Source organism: Streptomyces chromofuscus (assembly GCF_015160875.1).
GTDB classification, from domain to species: domain Bacteria; phylum Actinomycetota; class Actinomycetes; order Streptomycetales; family Streptomycetaceae; genus Streptomyces; species Streptomyces chromofuscus.
The window spans coordinates 1,325,120-1,342,603 of the sequence record NZ_CP063374.1 but is presented as its reverse complement, the minus strand read 5'-3'; the positions used below and the strand labels follow the sequence as shown (position 1 = coordinate 1,342,603).

Sequence of the window (17,484 nt, the reverse complement as noted above, 5' to 3'; positions counted from 1 at the left end):
CCAGGCCTCTGCCCGCACACACGCCAAGTGACCTGCGCTTTCCCTCCGCAGTGCCATCGCTCGACGCCCGTTGTCAGTGCGACCGGTTACTGTGAGTGAGCATTGATCGACTGCCCACAGGGGGAAAGATGCCGCAGACCGAGCACCAGACCACGCGACGCGCTCTGCACCGGGAGATCGCCGGCACGATCGGCCTGCTCACGGACGAGTACGACTTCCGAGCGATGCGGCGCTATCGCAGCTTCACGTTCGACGACCACGAGAGCTACTTGCAGCAGGTAGAGGCGGTACTCACCGCACGCGCCGCCCAGGGCAGCCACACCACGGTGGCCCTCTTCGACCCGCAGGAGTACAGCGACTTCTGCGAGGACCGGGGCATCGACCCCGATCTCCCGTCCAGCCGCACCCGCTTCACGGCCGAACTCGCGGCCACCGGACCCACAGTCCCCTACGAAGGCCAAAAGCTCGCCGACCTCGTACCCGTCCTCGTGGACGAAGCCGTACGACAGGCGACCTGGGAGTACGCCTCGACACTCCTGGCCCGTGCCGGCCTCTGCGCGACCTGCGGCGAGGACATCGGACGTGCCGCCTTCGCGCGGGCCTCGAAGCTCCTCGCCCGCATCCTCGACACGGCTCCGCCCGGCAACCGGCACCTCGTCTGCAGCGTCTCCCGCACACCCGAAACACTGGTCGCCGCCCTGCACGCGGACCAGGACACCGACGGCGCCACGCAACTCGACGAGGCCGAGGCCCTCGAATTCACCACCGTCCTGGCCCTGGGCATGGCCACCCGCCGCCCTGGTGGTCTGGTCATGCGGACGTCCGCCCCAGGCACCCAGGACCGCGTCTACGGCTGGCGCCTGCGTGGAGACGGCCTGGAGCCGCTGACAGCCGGCGAGGTCTTCGACGCCTACTGCACCGACGTCGAGTCGGGTGACCTCATCTCCCCGGAGTCAGGTGTCGACTACTGCGTGCCGCCCGACCTCGGGGAAGAAGCGCGGTCCGGAGAGCCGGGAGAGGAAGGAGGAGAGGGACCGGCCGCGCGGCATCGCCACTGAGCATGGGCCCACGACACGGACGGGGCGCCCCACCAACAGGTGGAGCGCCCCGGAACAGGAACCGTCGCCGGCCCGGTCCGCCTACTCGCCGGACAGCACCGCCTGCGCCGCGGTGCGCGCATCCTCCGCGGTCTCGGCCGCGCGCGCGGCCGCGGCGGCCCGCTCGCACTGCGCGAGCGTGTACTTCGCCAGCGTCGCCCGGACGTAGGGAATCGCGGCCGCACCCATCGAAAGGGAGGTGACACCCAGACCGGTCAGCACGCACGCGAGCAGCGGGTCGGACGCCGCCTCACCGCAGACACCGCAGCTCTTGCCCTCGGCCTTGGCCGCCTCGGCGGACAACGCGACCAGGTCGAGAAGCGCGGGCTGCCAGGGGTCCTGAAGCCGGGACACCGCGCCCACCTGACGGTCGGCGGCGAAGGTGTACTGCGCCAGGTCGTTCGTCCCCAGCGACAGGAACTCGACCTCCTGCAGGATCGAACGCGCCCGGAGCGCCGCCGACGGAATCTCGACCATCACGCCGAACTTCGCCCGCAGCCCGGCCTCCCGGCACGCGTCCGCGAACGCCTTGGCGTCGGTACGGTCCGCGACCATCGGGGCCATCACTTCGAGATACACCGGCAGCCCTTCGGCCGCCTTCGCCAGCGCGGTCAGCTGGGTACGCAGCACCTCCGGGTGGTCGAGCAGCGTCCGCAGGCCTCGTACGCCCAGAGCCGGGTTCGGCTCGTCCGCCGGAGTCAGGAACTCGAGCGGCTTGTCCGCGCCGGCATCCAGCACCCGCACCACGACCCTGCCCTCGGGAAACGCCTCGAGAACCTGCCGATAGGCCTCGACCTGCTTCTCCTCGGCCGGCGCCTTCTTGTTGTCGTCCAGGAAGAGGAACTCGGTCCGGAACAGGCCGACACCCTCGGCACCGGCGTCGACTGCGGCGGCGATGTCCGCAGGACCGCCGATGTTCGCGAGCAGCGGCACCTTGTGACCGTCGGAGGTGGCACCCGGACCCGTCGACGCGGCCAGCGCGGCCCTGCGCTCGGCGGCAGCGGCCTCCAACTGTGCCCTCTTCTCGTCGCCGGGCTCCACGAAGATCTCGCCGGTGCTGCCGTCGACGGCGATCATCGTGCCCTCGGCCAGCTCACCGGCACCCGGCAGCGCGACCACGGCAGGAACCCCGAGCGCTCGCGCCAGAATCGCGCTGTGACTGGTCGGCCCACCCTCCTCGGTGACGAAACCGAGAACCAGGGTGGGGTCCAACAGTGCCGTGTCCGCCGGCGCCAGATCGCGGGCGATCAGGACGTACGGCTCGTCACTGTCCGGCACACCCGGCATCGGCACACCGAGCAGACGGGCGACGATACGATTCCGCACGTCATCGAGGTCGGCCACGCGCCCGGCCAGATACTCACCGGCACCGGCCAGCAGATCCCGGTACGCCGCGAAAGCGTCGTAGACCGCACGCTCGGCGGTGCTGCCGACGGCGATCCGCCGCTCCACGTCCGCCATCAGCTCCGGGTCCTGAGCCATCATGGCCTGCGCCTCGAGCACCGCCTGGGCTTCGCCCCCCGCCAGATTGCCGCGCGCCATCAGGTCGGCCGCCACAGCCTCGACAGCCTGACGGGCGCGCCCCTGTTCGCGCTCCGCCTCCTCGGCCGGGATCTGCTTGGCAGGCGGTTCGAGCACCGCCGTCCCCATGTGCCGCACCTCGCCGATCGCCACACCGTGGCTCACGCCGACGCCTCGCAGCGTTGTCTCCATCTCACCCGTCTCCGCTAGTGCGGCGAGCCCTGCCGCCGCGGTGGTTGTCCTACCTGCCGTCATACGACGGCCATGACGTCACTTCCAGACGAAGAGGCTGTCGCCAGCCTTGACGTCGCCATCCTCGCGGAGATCGGAGAGGGCCTCGACGGTGGCCTCCAGCGCCACGACCGGGCACACCGGGGACTTGCCGGCGGCCTCGACGGCGGTCGGGTCCCACCGCACGACGGCCTGCCCACGGGTCACGGTGTCGCCCTTGTTGACGAGCAGCTCGAAGCCCTCGCCGTTCAGCTGCACGGTGTCGATGCCGAGGTGGGTGAGCACGCCGTGCCCGTCCGCGTCCACGACGACGAAGGCGTGCGGGTGGAGGGAGACGATCACTCCGTCCACCGGCGCGACGGCCTCCGAGGGCTCACGCACGGGGTCGATGGCGGTGCCCGGGCCAACCATGGCCCCGGAGAAGACCGGATCCGGCACTGCAGTCAGTCCGATGGCGCGTCCGGCGAGCGGGGACGTCACGGTGGTCATGGGAGCCTCCCAGGGGTGGAGATTCATATAGGGGCCGTCACTGTCCCGGACGGCCCACTGTTGAGCAGGGTATGTCATGGGAAGTCCCGGTTCGGTGCGAGAGCTCCCCATGAGAGGTCTAGACCACCACAGCCTAATCGATTTGCACGCGCTCCGCGGCCACGTGTACAGTCGTACCCCTGCTTGGGGCTGAGTGATGCGAACAGCATCCTCGTTGCCCGGCAGTAATCAACTTGTCAGATCCTATCTCGGGTCTCCTTCTGCATGCCCGCAGAACGGTGGTCAGAGAGACGGAAAAACACTGATAGAGTTGGAAACACCGAAGGGAAGCGCCCGGAGGAAAGCCCGAGAGAGTATCTCGGGTGAGTACGAAGGAAGCGTCCGTTCCTTGAGAACTCAACAGCGTGCCAAAAGTCAACGCCAGATATGTTGATACCCCGTCTCCGGTCATCAGACCGGGGCGTGGTTCCTTTGAAGAAAACACAGCGAGGACGTTGTGAACGGTCGGGCTTATTCCGCTCGACGGTTCCGCTCCCGTGTGTGTCACCGGATCACCGGTAAACATTCACGGAGAGTTTGATCCTGGCTCAGGACGAACGCTGGCGGCGTGCTTAACACATGCAAGTCGAACGATGAACCACTTCGGTGGGGATTAGTGGCGAACGGGTGAGTAACACGTGGGCAATCTGCCCTGCACTCTGGGACAAGCCCTGGAAACGGGGTCTAATACCGGATACGAGCCTCCTCCGCATGGTGGGGGTTGGAAAGCTCCGGCGGTGCAGGATGAGCCCGCGGCCTATCAGCTTGTTGGTGAGGTAACGGCTCACCAAGGCGACGACGGGTAGCCGGCCTGAGAGGGCGACCGGCCACACTGGGACTGAGACACGGCCCAGACTCCTACGGGAGGCAGCAGTGGGGAATATTGCACAATGGGCGCAAGCCTGATGCAGCGACGCCGCGTGAGGGATGACGGCCTTCGGGTTGTAAACCTCTTTCAGCAGGGAAGAAGCGCAAGTGACGGTACCTGCAGAAGAAGCGCCGGCTAACTACGTGCCAGCAGCCGCGGTAATACGTAGGGCGCAAGCGTTGTCCGGAATTATTGGGCGTAAAGAGCTCGTAGGCGGCTTGTCGCGTCGGTTAGAAAGCCCGGGCTTAACCCCGGGTCTGCAGTCGATACGGGCAGGCTAGAGTTCGGTAGGGGAGATCGGAATTCCTGGTGTAGCGGTGAAATGCGCAGATATCAGGAGGAACACCGGTGGCGAAGGCGGATCTCTGGGCCGATACTGACGCTGAGGAGCGAAAGCGTGGGGAGCGAACAGGATTAGATACCCTGGTAGTCCACGCCGTAAACGGTGGGCACTAGGTGTGGGCAACATTCCACGTTGTCCGTGCCGCAGCTAACGCATTAAGTGCCCCGCCTGGGGAGTACGGCCGCAAGGCTAAAACTCAAAGGAATTGACGGGGGCCCGCACAAGCGGCGGAGCATGTGGCTTAATTCGACGCAACGCGAAGAACCTTACCAAGGCTTGACATACACCGGAAACATCCAGAGATGGGTGCCCCCTTGTGGTCGGTGTACAGGTGGTGCATGGCTGTCGTCAGCTCGTGTCGTGAGATGTTGGGTTAAGTCCCGCAACGAGCGCAACCCTTGTCCCGTGTTGCCAGCAGGCCCTTGTGGTGCTGGGGACTCACGGGAGACCGCCGGGGTCAACTCGGAGGAAGGTGGGGACGACGTCAAGTCATCATGCCCCTTATGTCTTGGGCTGCACACGTGCTACAATGGCCGGTACAATGAGCTGCGATACCGCGAGGTGGAGCGAATCTCAAAAAGCCGGTCTCAGTTCGGATTGGGGTCTGCAACTCGACCCCATGAAGTCGGAGTCGCTAGTAATCGCAGATCAGCATTGCTGCGGTGAATACGTTCCCGGGCCTTGTACACACCGCCCGTCACGTCACGAAAGTCGGTAACACCCGAAGCCGGTGGCTCAACCCCTTGTGGGAGGGAGCTGTCGAAGGTGGGACTGGCGATTGGGACGAAGTCGTAACAAGGTAGCCGTACCGGAAGGTGCGGCTGGATCACCTCCTTTCTAAGGAGCACTTCTCACCGATCCCCTCCGGGGGTGAGGTCAGAGGCCAGTACATCGGCGAACGTCTGATGCTGGTTGCTCATGGGTGGAACGTTGACTACTCGGCCAGGTTCTGGGTCGGAGGCTGCTAGTACTGCTCTTCGGAGCGTGGAACGCATGATCTTCGGGTGGGAGCTGGTCGGGCACGCTGTTGGGTGTCTGAAGGCACGGCCGCATGGTCGCCTTCAGTGCCGGCCCCAGTGCACTCGAGCCGATGGTTCGGGGTGATGGGTGGTTGGTCGTTGTTTGAGAACTGCACAGTGGACGCGAGCATCTGTGGCCAAGTTTTTAAGGGCGCACGGTGGATGCCTTGGCACCAGGAACCGATGAAGGACGTGGGAGGCCGCGATAGTCCCCGGGGAGTCGTCAACCAGGCTTTGATCCGGGGGTTTCCGAATGGGGAAACCCGGCAGTCGTCATGGGCTGTCACCTACTGCTGAACACATAGGCAGTGTGGAGGGAACGCGGGGAAGTGAAACATCTCAGTACCCGCAGGAAGAGAAAACAACCGTGATTCCGGGAGTAGTGGCGAGCGAAACTGGATGAGGCCAAACCGTATGTGTGTGAGACCCGGCAGGGGTTGCGCATGCGGGGTTGTGGGATCTCTCTTTCACGGTCTGCCGGCCGTGGGACGAGTCAGAAACCGTTGATGTAGGCGAAGGACATGCGAAAGGTCCGGCGTAGAGGGTAAGACCCCCGTAGTCGAAACGTCAGCGGCTCGTTTGAGAGACACCCAAGTAGCACGGGGCCCGAGAAATCCCGTGTGAATCTGGCGGGACCACCCGCTAAGCCTAAATATTCCTGGTGACCGATAGCGGATAGTACCGTGAGGGAATGGTGAAAAGTACCCGGGAGGAGTGAAATAGTACCTGAAACCGTGTGCCTACAAGCCGTGGGAGCGTCGCGCAGGGATTTGTCCTTGCGTCGTGACTGCGTGCCTTTTGAAGAATGAGCCTGCGAGTTTGCGGTGTGTTGCGAGGTTAACCCGGGTGGGGTAGCCGTAGCGAAAGCGAGTCCGAATAGGGCGTTTCAGTAGCATGCTCAAGACCCGAAGCGGAGTGATCTAGCCATGGGCAGGTTGAAGCGGAGGTAAGACTTCGTGGAGGACCGAACCCACCAGGGTTGAAAACCTGGGGGATGACCTGTGGTTAGGGGTGAAAGGCCAATCAAACTCCGTGATAGCTGGTTCTCCCCGAAATGCATTTAGGTGCAGCGTCGTGTGTTTCTTGCCGGAGGTAGAGCACTGGATAGGCGATGGGCCCTACCGGGTTACTGACCTTAGCCAAACTCCGAATGCCGGTAAGTGAGAGCGCGGCAGTGAGACTGTGGGGGATAAGCTCCATGGTCGAGAGGGAAACAGCCCAGAGCATCGACTAAGGCCCCTAAGCGTACGCTAAGTGGGAAAGGATGTGGAGTCGCACAGACAACCAGGAGGTTGGCTTAGAAGCAGCCACCCTTGAAAGAGTGCGTAATAGCTCACTGGTCTAGTGATTCCGCGCCGACAATGTAGCGGGGCTCAAGCGTACCGCCGAAGTCGTGTCATTGCAGCATGAGGGCCAACGCCTGCTGTGATGGGTAGGGGAGCGTCGTCTGCCGGGTGAAGCAGCCGTGTAAGCGAGTTGTGGACGGTTGACGAGTGAGAATGCAGGCATGAGTAGCGATACAAACGTGAGAAACGTTTGCGCCGATTGACTAAGGGTTCCTGGGTCAAGCTGATCTGCCCAGGGTAAGTCGGGACCTAAGGCGAGGCCGACAGGCGTAGTCGATGGATAACCGGTTGATATTCCGGTACCCGCTGTGAAGCGTCAAACATCGAGCATCGTGATGCTAAGGCCGTGAAGCCGTTCCGGACCCTTCGGGAAAGGAAAGTGGTGGAGCCGCCGCCCAAGCGGTTAGTAGGTGAGTGATGGGGTGACGCAGGAAGGTAGTCCATCCCGGGCGGTGGTTGTCCCGGGGTAAGGGTGTAGGCCGTGCGACAGGTAAATCCGTCGTACTTGTGGCTGAGACCTGATGCCGAGCCGATTGCGGTGAAGTGGATGATCCTATGCTGTCGAGAAAAGCCTCTAGCGAGTTTCATGGCGGCCCGTACCCTAAACCGACTCAGGTGGTCAGGTAGAGAATACCGAGGCGTTCGGGTGAACTATGGTTAAGGAACTCGGCAAAATGCCCCCGTAACTTCGGGAGAAGGGGGGCCACGCCTGGTGAGAGTACTTGCTGCTCGAGCTGGGGGTGGCCGCAGAGACCAGCGAGAAGCGACTGTTTACTAAAAACACAGGTCCGTGCGAAGCCGTAAGGCGATGTATACGGACTGACGCCTGCCCGGTGCTGGAACGTTAAGGGGACCGGTTAGCTCCATTTCGGTGGGGCGAAGCTGAGAACTTAAGCGCCAGTAAACGGCGGTGGTAACTATAACCATCCTAAGGTAGCGAAATTCCTTGTCGGGTAAGTTCCGACCTGCACGAATGGCGTAACGACTTCTCGACTGTCTCAACCATAGGCCCGGTGAAATTGCACTACGAGTAAAGATGCTCGTTTCGCGCAGCAGGACGGAAAGACCCCGGGACCTTTACTACAGTTTGATATTGGTGTTCGGTTCGGCTTGTGTAGGATAGCTGGGAGACTTTGAAGCGGCCACGCCAGTGGTTGTGGAGTCGTCGTTGAAATACCAGTCTGGTCGTGCTGGATGTCTAACCTGGGTCCGTGATCCGGATCAGGGACAGTGTCTGATGGGTAGTTTAACTGGGGCGGTTGCCTCCTAAAGGGTAACGGAGGCGCCCAAAGGTTCCCTCAGCCTGGTTGGCAATCAGGTGTTGAGTGTAAGTGCACAAGGGAGCTTGACTGTGAGACCGACGGGTCGAGCAGGGACGAAAGTCGGGACTAGTGATCCGGCGGTGGCTTGTGGAAGCGCCGTCGCTCAACGGATAAAAGGTACCCCGGGGATAACAGGCTGATCTTCCCCAAGAGTCCATATCGACGGGATGGTTTGGCACCTCGATGTCGGCTCGTCGCATCCTGGGGCTGGAGTCGGTCCCAAGGGTTGGGCTGTTCGCCCATTAAAGCGGTACGCGAGCTGGGTTTAGAACGTCGTGAGACAGTTCGGTCCCTATCCGCTGTGCGCGTAGGAGTCTTGAGAAGGGCTGTCCCTAGTACGAGAGGACCGGGACGGACGAACCTCTGGTGTGCCAGTTGTTCTGCCAAGGGCATGGCTGGTTGGCTACGTTCGGGAGGGATAACCGCTGAAAGCATCTAAGCGGGAAGCCTGCTTCGAGATGAGGACTCCCACCCACTTGATGGGGTAAGGCTCCCAGTAGACGACTGGGTTGATAGGCCGGATATGGAAGCACGGTAACGTGTGGAGTTGACCGGTACTAATAGGCCGAGGGCTTGTCCTCAGTTGCTCGCGTCCACTGTGTTGGTTCTGAAACCACGAACAACTCCGCCCTGATGGGTGGTGCGGTTGTGTTTCATAGTGTTTCGGTGGTCATAGCGTGAGGGAAACGCCCGGTTACATTCCGAACCCGGAAGCTAAGCCTTACAGCGCCGATGGTACTGCAGGGGGGACCCTGTGGGAGAGTAGGACGCCGCCGAACTACCTTTACAGCTCCGGCTCTTGGGCACACGCCCAGGAGCCGGAGCTTTTTTGTGTTGAGGTAGGGTCGGGGGGCATCGTTGGTCCGTTTTCGACAGGAGGCCCCCGGTTGGAGGTCCAGGAGACCCGCGTTCAGACGGACCGGGTCCTCACCATCCCGAACATCCTGAGCATGGCTCGGCTCGTCGGCGTACCCCTGTTCCTGTGGTTGATCCTCAGGCCGGAGTTCGGGGGACCGAAGAGCGACGGCTGGGCGCTGCTGGTGCTCGCTCTGAGCGGGATCAGTGACTACCTGGACGGCAAACTGGCACGGCGCTGGAATCAGATCAGCAGCCTGGGCCGGCTTCTCGATCCCGCCGCGGACCGGCTCTACATTCTGTCGACCTTGGTCGGCCTGACCTGGCGCGACATTCTGCCGTTGTGGTTGACCGCTGTACTGCTGGCGCGAGAACTGGTTCTTCTGGTGATGGTGGGCATCCTCAGGCGGCACGGCTATCCCCCGCCGCAGGTGAACTTCCTGGGCAAGGCCGCCACCTTCAACCTGATGTACGCCTTCCCGCTGCTGCTGCTCAGTGACGGAAGCGGATGGATCTCGTCACTCGCTGCGATTTTCGGATGGGCGTTCGCCGGATGGGGTACAACCCTCTATTGGTGGGCAGGAGTCCTCTACGTGGTACAAGTCCGTCGTCTGGTTCGTGCGGACGCCATGGCCGATTGAGCTCGCCGATTGTGGGGCCGTCGTGGTGCGTTGGCCCGCGAGAGAAAAGTGCGGGACAATTCGGACGGGTGAAGTCGGCTAGACCGTCGTCTCTTCTAGGAGGACGCTTCCGACATGAAGGCCGTCGTGATGGCCGGTGGCGAAGGCACACGCCTTCGTCCTATGACCTCAAGCATGCCCAAGCCGCTCCTGCCGGTGGCCAACCGGCCGATCATGGAGCACGTTCTGCGGCTGCTCAAAAGGCATGGGCTCAACGAGACCGTCGTCACTGTCCAGTTCCTTGCCTCACTGGTCAAGAACTACTTCGGTGACGGCGAAGAGCTCGGTATGGAGCTCACCTATGCCAACGAGGAGAAGCCACTCGGTACCGCCGGAAGCGTCAAGAACGCTGAAGAGGCGTTGAAGGACGACACCTTCCTCGTCATCTCCGGTGATGCCCTGACCGACTTCGACCTCACCGAACTGATCAACTTCCACAAGGAAAAGGGTGCGCTGGTCACGGTCTGTCTGACCCGCGTGCCGAACCCCTTGGAATTCGGCATCACGATCGTCGACGAAGACGGCAAGGTCGAGCGCTTCCTGGAGAAGCCGACCTGGGGCCAGGTTTTCTCCGACACCGTGAACACCGGTATCTACGTCATGGAGCCCGAGGTCTTCGACTACGTCGAGGCCGATGTGCCCGTCGACTGGTCCGGCGATGTCTTCCCGCAGCTCATGAAGGAAGGCAAGCCGATCTACGGCTATGTCGCCGAGGGCTACTGGGAGGATGTCGGCACGCACGAGAGCTATGTGAAGGCGCAGGCCGATGTCCTCGAGCGCAAGGTCGACGTCGAGATCGACGGATTCGAGATCTCCCCGGGTGTGTGGGTGGCCGAAGGCGCCGAGGTGCATCCCGACGCGCAGCTGCGAGGGCCGCTTTACATCGGTGACTACGCGAAGGTCGAGGCCGGCGCGGAAATCCGGGAACACACGGTCGTCGGCTCGAACGTCGTCGTCAAGAGCGGGGCGTTCCTGCACAAGGCCGTCGTGCACGACAACGTGTATGTCGGGCAGCACAGCAATCTGCGGGGCTGCGTCGTCGGGAAGAACACCGACATCATGCGTGCGGCGAGGATCGAGGACGGCGCCGTCATCGGGGACGAGTGCCTGATCGGTGAAGAATCGATCGTGCAGGGCAATGTGCGGGTCTACCCGTTCAAGACGATCGAGGCCGGTGCCTTCGTCAACACCTCGGTCATCTGGGAGTCGCGGGGGCAGGCCCACCTCTTCGGTGCCCGTGGGGTGTCCGGCATCCTGAACGTCGAGATCACGCCGGAGCTGGCCGTGCGACTGGCCGGCGCCTACGCGACGACGCTCAAGAAGGGCTCCACGGTCACGACGGCCCGCGACCACTCCCGTGGTGCCCGTGCACTGAAGCGGGCCGTGATCTCGGCGCTGCAGGCCAGCGCCATCGACGTACGCGACCTGGAGAACGTACCGCTGCCGGTCGCGCGGCAGCAGACCGCACGGGGCAGTGCGGGCGGCATCATGATCCGGACCACGCCCGGCGTGCCGGATTCCGTGGACATCATGTTCTTCGACGGGCAGGGCGCCGACCTTTCGCAGGGGAGCCAGCGGAAGCTGGACCGGGTGTTCGCGCGCCAGGAGTACCGGCGGGCGTTCCCCGGCGAGATCGGTGATCTGCACTTCCCGTCCAGTGTGTTCGACTCGTACACCGGGTCGCTGCTGCGGAACGTCGACACCACCGGGATCGCCGAGTCCGGTCTGAAGGTCGTCGTCGACGCCTCCAACGGAAGCGCGGGACTGGTGCTGCCCAGTCTGCTCGGCAAGCTGGGTGTGGACTCGCTGACGATCAATCCCGGTCTGGACGAGTCCAGGCCGACGGAGTCGGCGGAGGCGCGGCGCTCCGGGCTGGTGCGGCTGGGAGAGATCGTGGCGTCGGCGAGGGCCGCGTTCGGTGTGCGGTTCGACCCCGTCGGCGAGCGGCTGTCGCTGGTCGACGAGAAGGGCCGGATCGTCGAGGACGACCGGGCGCTGCTCGTGATGCTCGACCTGGTCGCGGCGGAGCGCCGCAGCGGGCGGGTCGCGCTGCCGGTGACCACGACGAGGATCGCGGAGCAGGTGGCGGCGTACCACGGCACCCAGGTGGAGTGGACCACCACGTCGCCCGACGATCTGACCCGGGTCGGCGGGGACGAGTCGACGATCTTCGGTGGGGACGGCAAGGGCGGCTTCATCGTCCCGGAGTTCAGCAGTGTCTTCGACGGTACGGCGGCCTTCGTGCGGCTGATCGGGCTGGTGGCGCGGACGCAGCTCACGCTGAGCCAGATCGACGCGCGTATTCCGCGTGCGCACGTCCTCAAGCGGGATCTGGCGACTCCGTGGGCCGTCAAGGGACTGGTGATGCGGCGGGTCGTCGAGGAGGCCGGAGATCGCGACGTGGACACCACGGACGGTGTGCGCGTGGTCGAGGCCGACGGGCGCTGGGTGATGGTGCTGCCCGACCCGGCCGAGGCGGTCACCCACCTGTGGGCCGAGGGGCCGGACGACGCCTCCGCGCAGGCCCTGCTCGACGAGTGGTCGACGGTCGTGGACAGCGCCGGCCGGTAGAAAGGCAGCACGCGCGCGTGCCGGACAAGTGTCCCCAAGAGGGCCTGTCCGGCACGCCGGTGGGGCCATTCGGAGGTAGCGGGCGCGACGTGCGACGATGTGCGGCATGCCGCAGCAGCCCCCCGTTCGGAGCACCCCCGCACGCTCCTCGCGCCCGGACGCGTCCATGTCGCTGCTCACCAACGTCATGGATCACAGCCTCGACGACGGTTACGCCGAGGCGGCGGCCCGGAAGAGGGCCGCGGGCGCCGGGGGCATGCCCAAGACCCTCAGGGCCAAGCTCGGGCTCGCCGCCGGACTGGTGCTCGCGGCTCTGGTGGTGACCGTCGGCGCGGCACAGGCCCGGGTGGCGGCGCCGGTCGTGGCGAAGGAGCGCGAGGAGCTCATCGACCGGATCGGCCGGGAGACCGCCGCGGCCGACGAGCTGGAGAGCGCCGTCGACAAGCTGCGGGACGACGTGAGCGCCCGGCAGCGGGAGGCGCTCAAACACAGCGGCGGCGACGACCGGACCGACCTGGTCGGCATCCTGTCCGGCGCCACGGAAGTGCATGGCCGCGGTGTGAGATTGGTCGTGAACGACGCCAAGGAGGCCGCTGCCGACGGGGACAGCGACCCGCGTGGCACCTCCGGCTTCTCCGACACGGGACGTGTGCGCGACCGGGACATGCAGCGCGTGGTGAACGGGCTGTGGGAGTCGGGCGCCGAAGCCGTCTCGATCAACGGGCAGCGGCTGACGGCGTTGTCCGCGATCCGGGCCGCGGGTGACGCGATACTGGTCGACAACCGGCCGCTGGTGCCGCCGTACACGGTGCTCGCGGTGGGGGACGGCGAGGGGTTGAGCACGACGTTCCAGAACAGCGCCGACGGGCTCTACCTCCATGCCCTCCAGGAGAACTTCGGCATCCGGACCAGCATTTCCGTGGAGGAGGACGTCCGGCTGCCGGCCGCGCCGAGTGTGATCGTTCGCACAGCACAGCCGATAACCGAGTCAGCACAGCAGAGCACTGAGAAAGGCACATCGTGATCGCCGTACTGGGCCTCGTCGTGGGAGTCGTGGCCGGCCTGTTGGTCCGGCCCGAGGTTCCGGCGGTCGTCGAGCCTTATCTGCCGATCGCCGTCGTGGCGGCCCTCGACGCCGTCTTCGGAGGACTGCGGGCCATGCTCGACGGGATCTTCGACGACAAGGTCTTCGTGGTGTCGTTCCTGTCGAACGTGGTCGTCGCCGCGCTGATCGTGTTCCTGGGCGACAAGTTGGGTGTCGGTGCCCAGCTGTCCACCGGTGTCGTGGTCGTCCTCGGCATCCGGATCTTCTCCAATGCCGCGGCGATCCGCCGGCACGTATTCCGGGCGTGAGGCCGATGAGCGACCAGGACGAGAAGACGGGCGAGTACCGGCTGCGCCGGGAGCTGCCCGACGAGGTGCCGGCCGAGGCGACGCCGAACGGACACCATGCGGCCGGCGCGGTCGAGGAGAACCCTCCGCCGGAGATCACCGGGCGGCAGCGGCTCATCAACGGGCTGTGGCCGCCGCGGGTCACCCGGGCACAACTCATCGTCGCGCTGCTGCTGTTCGGGCTCGGCTTCGGGCTGGCCGTGCAGGTCGCCTCGAACAGCGACGGCGACAGCGCGCTGCGTGGCGCCCGGCAGGAGGATCTCGTGCGGATCCTCGATGAACTGGACGACCGTACTCAGCGTCTTGAGGACGAGAAGCAGGGTCTCGAAAAGCAGCGGGACGAGTTGGAGAACAGCTCGAACCAGGCCGAGGAGGCCCGGCGGCAGACGATCGAGAAGGAACGGCAACTCGGGGTGCTGGCGGGCACGGTGGCGGCACAGGGGCCCGGCATCACGATGACCATCGACGACACGAAGGGGACGGTCGAGGCGGACATGCTGCTCGACGCGATCCAGGAGCTGCGCGCGGCCGGCGCCGAGGCGATCCAGGTGAACGGCGTGCGGGTCGTCGCGAGTACCTATCTGACGGACTCGGGGCAAAGTGTGAGCGTCGACGGGAACAAGATCAACGCTCCCTTTCGTTTCAAGGTCATCGGCAAGCCGCAGGATCTCGAACCGGCGCTCAACATCCCAGGAGGCGTGGTGCAGACGCTTGAGAAGGAGCAGGCCACCGTGACGGTCGAGCGGTCGGACAAGATCGTCGTGGATGCCTTGCGAGCGGCGAAGCGACCTGACTACGCTCGGTCGTCCTCCCAGTGAACCGGGGGCGCATGGGGGACGTCCGCGGAGGGCATCACGTTGCGGGGGGTCGACGCACCGATTGGGTGGTGCGTGGTGGAAACTGTCTGGTGGATACGGACGTTGTGAGGATGTCCGGGTCGGCCAGAGTGTGCAATCAGGGTTCGTCCTGCCCCACGGGCGGGTCTGTTTCGGTCAAGGGGAATCGCCCGTGAAGTTGTTTGCGAAGTTGTTCGGCAAGAGCGCGCGAGAGGGCCGCGACAACGCGACCGCTCGTCATCGCGCACAGCCTGACGCGGAGGGCCGGCGCCCGCTGTTCCGGGACCAGCTCGCTGGTCCGGGTGGGGACATTTCCGGTGGTCAGGGCGCGCCGTCGGTTGACCCTGCCCAGGCCGGAGGCATAGGTTTCGGGCAACCGTCAACCTCAAGTGCGGGTGGAGGGTTTTCCGCCGACCCGTACGCGTCCCACGCCCCTGCGGGGCAGCCGCGGCAGGAGGATCCATCCATGTCGGCCCTGGTTTGTACGAGGTGCGGTAACCGCAACGCGGAGAGCAGCCGCTTCTGTTCCCACTGCGGTGCGCCGCTGCGGGCGGGGGTGGCGGCCGAGCGTCCGTCCGAGACGACGTCCACGATCTCCATCAGCGGTCTCGAGGCGTACGACGCCGAGGTCACCGGTCAGACGGCGATGCCGACGCTGTCCCCCGAGGCGCAGGCCGCGGTGGACGCGCTGCCGCTGGGGTCCGCGCTGCTGGTGGTGCGGCGGGGGCCGAACTCGGGCAGCCGCTTCCTGCTGGACAGCGACCTGACGACGGCCGGGCGGCACCCGCAGAGCGACATCTTCCTGGACGACGTGACGGTCTCGCGACGCCATGTGGAGTTCCGGCGCAGCCCGGACGGGTCGTTCACGGTGGCCGACGTGGGCAGCCTCAACGGCACCTACGTCAACCGGGAGCGGATCGACCAGGTCGCCCTGTCGAACGGTGACGAGGTGCAGATCGGCAAGTACCGGCTGGTCTTCTACGCGAGCCGGCAGGGCATCTGACCCTCCTCCGAACCCGTCCGGAGGGACTTCCAGGGAAGGTCCATGCGTCACACACCGAGCGGCGGCACCGGGTACGGTGCCGCCGCCACGGACAGCGGGCTGATGAGTATCGGCACGGTGTTGAACGTGCTGCGCGAGGAGTTCCCCGAGGTCACGATCTCCAAGATCCGGTTCCTGGAGTCGGAGGGCCTGATCGAGCCGCAGCGGACGCCCTCCGGGTACCGGAAGTTCAGCGCGGGGGATGTCGAACGGCTCGGGCATGTGCTGCGCATGCAGCGCGACCACTATCTGCCGCTCAAGGTGATCCGTGAGTACCTCGACGCGATGGAGCGTGGGGAGCAGGTACGGCTGCCGACGCTGGGCCGACAGCGTGACGGCGAGGCGGTGTCCGACGTCGAGGCGTCCGACGGGCCGACGGCGGCGCGGATCGGGCGGGCCGAGTTGCTGGCGGCGGCCGGTGTCGATGAGCGGGCGTTCGCCGAGTGGGAGTCGTACGGGCTGCTCACTCAGGTGGCGGACGGGGTGTACGACGCCGAGGCGGTCACCGTTGCGGCGCTCATCGTCGAGCTGGGGCGGTTCGGGATCGAGCCGCGCCATCTGCGGGCGATGAAGGCAGCGGCCGACCGCGAGGCGGGGCTCGTGGAGCAGGTGGTGGCCCCACTGAAGCGGCATCGCAATCCGCAGACCAGGGCGCACGCGGAGGCGCGGGCCAAGGAGCTCGCGAGCCTGACGGTGAAGCTGCATGCGGCGTTGGTGCAGAGTGCGCTCGGGGTTCGGCTGCCCTGAGCGAGGGTGCTGCGGTCGAGGCCGCTGAAGCCCCGGAGCTGCTGGTCCGAGCCCGGCCCGGCTGTGAGCGGACCGGTGGGCTCGCTCGGGGCTTCGAGGCTGCTGGAACGGTTCCGGACAGTGCTGGACGATGCGCCGGGCCGTGCAGGCGGTGCAGTGGTGCTTCAGGCGGGCAGCGGGGCGGTCCGGCATGCCTCCGGGCCGGGGCGGCGGTACCCCCGGCCCCGGCTGTGGCTGACGTGCAGGCGGTGGGCGTCTCCCGGCTGGGCTGTGGCTTGGGAGCCGCGGCTGCCGGGCTGCGGGGCACGCGATCTGAGCGGCGCTGTCGGGGCCCTGAACGGCTGAGCCCTGCCGGAGTCGGAGGTCACGTGTCGGCTGTGGGCGTGCCCGCGCCCTTGAAGGCGGCAGGGGCAGCGAGCTGCTTCGGTTTGCACTCCTTCCCTCGAGGATTCACGAAGGGCGCTGGTGACGGCCGGATCCTGTGGGGGATCGTGGCCCGACTACCCAAACGTCCCGAGCACGGCCTAGGGTTGCTGTGTGAACGAGCTCGATGTCGTAGGTGTCCGGGTCGAAATGCCCTCCAACCAACCGATCGTGCTCCTGCGCGAAGTGGGAGGCGACCGTTACCTCCCCATCTGGATCGGGCCGGGGGAGGCGACGGCGATCGCCTTCGCCCAGCAGGGCATGGCCCCCGCGCGACCGCTGACCCACGACCTGTTCAAGGACGTGCTGGAGGCCGTCGGCCAGGAGCTCACCGAAGTACGCATCACGGACCTGCGTGAAGGCGTCTTCTACGCCGAGCTGGTCTTCGCCAGCGGCGTCGAGGTGAGCGCCCGTCCTTCCGATGCCATAGCGCTTGCCCTGCGCACCGGAACGCCGATCTACGGCAGTGACGGGGTGCTCGACGACGCCGGTATCGCGATCCCCGACGAGCAGGAGGACGAGGTGGAGAAGTTCCGGGAGTTCCTCGACCAGATCTCCCCCGAGGACTTCGGCACCAGCAGCCAGTGAGAAGTGGCCGGCCCGGGCGGACCCGAGGTCCGTGGCGGGCCGGTGTGTGCCGGGCGGCGGCTCGCGGCCCGGCAC

The 17,484-nt window shown here is 65.5% G+C and carries 11 protein-coding genes and 3 rRNA genes; 12 read left to right on the top strand and 2 right to left on the bottom strand.

The window, feature by feature from the left end; genetic code table 11:
• The first annotated feature begins 128 nt into the window (after positions 1 to 128).
• Positions 129 to 1,058: a hypothetical protein gene (locus tag IPT68_RS06030; RefSeq protein ID WP_189699783.1), complete on the top strand. Its 930-nt coding sequence runs from the start codon at positions 129 to 131 to the stop codon at positions 1,056 to 1,058.
• 81 nt (positions 1,059 to 1,139) lie between these two features.
• On the opposite strand, the gene ptsP is transcribed toward IPT68_RS06030, so the two are convergent.
• Together ptsP and IPT68_RS06020 are read right to left on the bottom strand one after the other, a co-directional pair.
• Positions 1,140 to 2,810, bottom strand: coding sequence for a phosphoenolpyruvate--protein phosphotransferase (ptsP, locus tag IPT68_RS06025; RefSeq protein ID WP_189699784.1), 1,671 nt, complete (start codon positions 2,808 to 2,810; stop codon positions 1,140 to 1,142).
• A gap of 78 nt (positions 2,811 to 2,888) precedes the next feature.
• Positions 2,889 to 3,338: a PTS sugar transporter subunit IIA gene (locus IPT68_RS06020; RefSeq protein WP_189699785.1), complete on the bottom strand. Its 450-nt coding sequence runs from the start codon at positions 3,336 to 3,338 to the stop codon at positions 2,889 to 2,891.
• A gap of 564 nt (positions 3,339 to 3,902) precedes the next feature.
• On the opposite strand from IPT68_RS06020, the gene IPT68_RS06015 reads away from it, so the two are divergent.
• From IPT68_RS06015 to IPT68_RS05965, 11 genes are all read left to right on the top strand, one after another.
• Positions 3,903 to 5,425: ribosomal RNA gene (locus IPT68_RS06015) — 16S ribosomal RNA — on the top strand.
• A 317-nt stretch (positions 5,426 to 5,742) separates the two neighbouring features.
• Positions 5,743 to 8,856 (top strand): 23S ribosomal RNA (locus IPT68_RS06010).
• Positions 8,857 to 8,937: 81 nt separating this feature from the next.
• A 5S ribosomal RNA gene (gene rrf / locus IPT68_RS06005) occupies positions 8,938 to 9,054 on the top strand.
• The 16S, 23S and 5S rRNA genes sit together here, the layout of an rRNA operon.
• Before the next feature lie 108 nt (positions 9,055 to 9,162).
• Positions 9,163 to 9,771: a CDP-alcohol phosphatidyltransferase family protein gene (locus IPT68_RS06000; protein ID WP_189697092.1), complete on the top strand. Its 609-nt coding sequence runs from the start codon at positions 9,163 to 9,165 to the stop codon at positions 9,769 to 9,771.
• 114 nt (positions 9,772 to 9,885) lie between these two features.
• Positions 9,886 to 12,381 (top strand): mannose-1-phosphate guanyltransferase, encoded by a 2,496-nt coding sequence (locus tag IPT68_RS05995; RefSeq protein WP_189697093.1) that lies wholly within the window; start codon positions 9,886 to 9,888, stop codon positions 12,379 to 12,381.
• A gap of 97 nt (positions 12,382 to 12,478) precedes the next feature.
• Complete coding sequence (locus IPT68_RS05990) at positions 12,479 to 13,405, top strand: DUF881 domain-containing protein (protein WP_189697094.1); 927 nt, start codon at positions 12,479 to 12,481, stop codon at positions 13,403 to 13,405.
• Entirely contained in the window at positions 13,402 to 13,734 is a 333-nt protein-coding gene (locus IPT68_RS05985; RefSeq protein WP_003988855.1) for a small basic family protein, read from the top strand. Before IPT68_RS05990 ends, IPT68_RS05985 begins: the two co-directional genes overlap by 4 nt.
• 5 nt (positions 13,735 to 13,739) lie before the next feature.
• Positions 13,740 to 14,591: a DUF881 domain-containing protein gene (locus IPT68_RS05980; RefSeq protein ID WP_189697095.1), complete on the top strand. Its 852-nt coding sequence runs from the start codon at positions 13,740 to 13,742 to the stop codon at positions 14,589 to 14,591.
• 61 nt (positions 14,592 to 14,652) lie between these two features.
• Positions 14,653 to 15,612: an FHA domain-containing protein gene (locus IPT68_RS05975; protein WP_189697096.1), complete on the top strand. Its 960-nt coding sequence runs from the start codon at positions 14,653 to 14,655 to the stop codon at positions 15,610 to 15,612.
• Positions 15,613 to 15,654: 42 nt separating this feature from the next.
• Positions 15,655 to 16,398, top strand: a complete 744-nt coding sequence (ftsR, locus tag IPT68_RS05970; protein ID WP_189697097.1) for a transcriptional regulator FtsR — start codon at positions 15,655 to 15,657, stop codon at positions 16,396 to 16,398.
• A 537-nt stretch (positions 16,399 to 16,935) separates the two neighbouring features.
• Positions 16,936 to 17,409 carry a bifunctional nuclease family protein gene (locus IPT68_RS05965; RefSeq protein WP_004002801.1) on the top strand — a complete coding sequence of 158 codons (474 nt, stop codon included), beginning with the start codon at positions 16,936 to 16,938 and terminating at the stop codon, positions 17,407 to 17,409.
• The last annotated feature ends 75 nt before the right edge of the window (positions 17,410 to 17,484 follow it).

Excerpts from the sequence above, each read along its gene's own strand:
- ftsR (WP_189697097.1), top strand. The coding sequence starts at position 15,655 with ATGCGTCACACACCGAGCGGCGGCACCGGGTACGGTGCCGCCGCCACG.
- ptsP (WP_189699784.1), bottom strand. The coding sequence starts at position 2,810 with ATGGAGACAACGCTGCGAGGCGTCGGCGTGAGCCACGGTGTGGCGATC.
- IPT68_RS06030 (WP_189699783.1), top strand. The coding sequence starts at position 129 with ATGCCGCAGACCGAGCACCAGACCACGCGACGCGCTCTGCACCGGGAG.
- IPT68_RS05995 (WP_189697093.1), top strand. The coding sequence starts at position 9,886 with ATGAAGGCCGTCGTGATGGCCGGTGGCGAAGGCACACGCCTTCGTCCT.
- IPT68_RS05980 (WP_189697095.1), top strand. The coding sequence starts at position 13,740 with ATGAGCGACCAGGACGAGAAGACGGGCGAGTACCGGCTGCGCCGGGAG.
- IPT68_RS06020 (WP_189699785.1), bottom strand. The coding sequence starts at position 3,338 with ATGACCACCGTGACGTCCCCGCTCGCCGGACGCGCCATCGGACTGACT.
- IPT68_RS05990 (WP_189697094.1), top strand. The coding sequence starts at position 12,479 with ATGTGCGGCATGCCGCAGCAGCCCCCCGTTCGGAGCACCCCCGCACGC.